This is a genomic window from Mesorhizobium sp. ZC-5 (assembly GCF_025753855.1).
Lineage (GTDB): Bacteria > Pseudomonadota > Alphaproteobacteria > Rhizobiales > Rhizobiaceae > Neomesorhizobium.
On sequence record NZ_JAOWPT010000065.1, the window covers coordinates 1 to 739 of the forward strand.

1 pseudogene is annotated in these 739 nt (G+C 63.3%); it reads left to right on the forward strand.

Annotated elements, in window-relative coordinates:
* Window positions 1–233 precede the first annotated feature (233 nt).
* A pseudogene (locus OHD58_RS30525) lies at window positions 234–739 on the forward strand (transposase); the annotation flags it as partial.

Genomic DNA, 739 nt, shown 5'->3' on the forward strand with positions numbered 1-739 from the left:
GGCATGGTTCTTGTAGCCGAAGGCGGGAACGGCGATATCGCGCTGCTTCGTCTTTCCCTCTCATCGGCCTTGGCCTTCGACAGCGTGCGTCCGGTCCTTCTGGCGCAGCTTGGCTGGCTGCTGCGCGGCAATCAACGTGAGAGCGCGCATTGCATCGCCTGAACTGCTCCCGGATGTTGGGCCGTTGCCTCATCTGATTTGCTCCCCGCAGTTTTGGGGCGGGAGCAAATCAGATGAGGCGGATAAGCATGGCGACGCGGGATGAACTGGTGAAGGTGGTAGCGAAGCGCTACGCCCGAGGCGATCGGGCAGAGAAGTCGCGCATTCTCGATGAATTCGCGGCGGTAAGCGGCTTTCATCGCAAGCATGCCATGCGGCTGCTGCGGAATGGACCACCGGCGCAGCGTTCGGGCCCGCGACCGGAGCGCCGGGTTTATGACGACGCGGTGCGCGAAGCGCTGATCGTGCTCTGGGAAGCTTCGGACCGCATCTGCGGCAAGCGTCTGAAGATGCTGATTCCGATTTTGGTGGAGGCGATGGAGCGTCACGGGCATCTGCATCTAACCGCCGAGATCCGCACACGGTTATTGGCGATGAGCGCGGCGACGATCGACCGCGCCCTTCGCGAGGTTCGAGACATCGCTGGTGGGCCGAGACGCCGTCGCAGTACAGCGTCCACCGCGCTGCGGCGCAGCATTCCGATCCGAACCTTCTCCGATTGGCAGGATCCTCCGCCTGG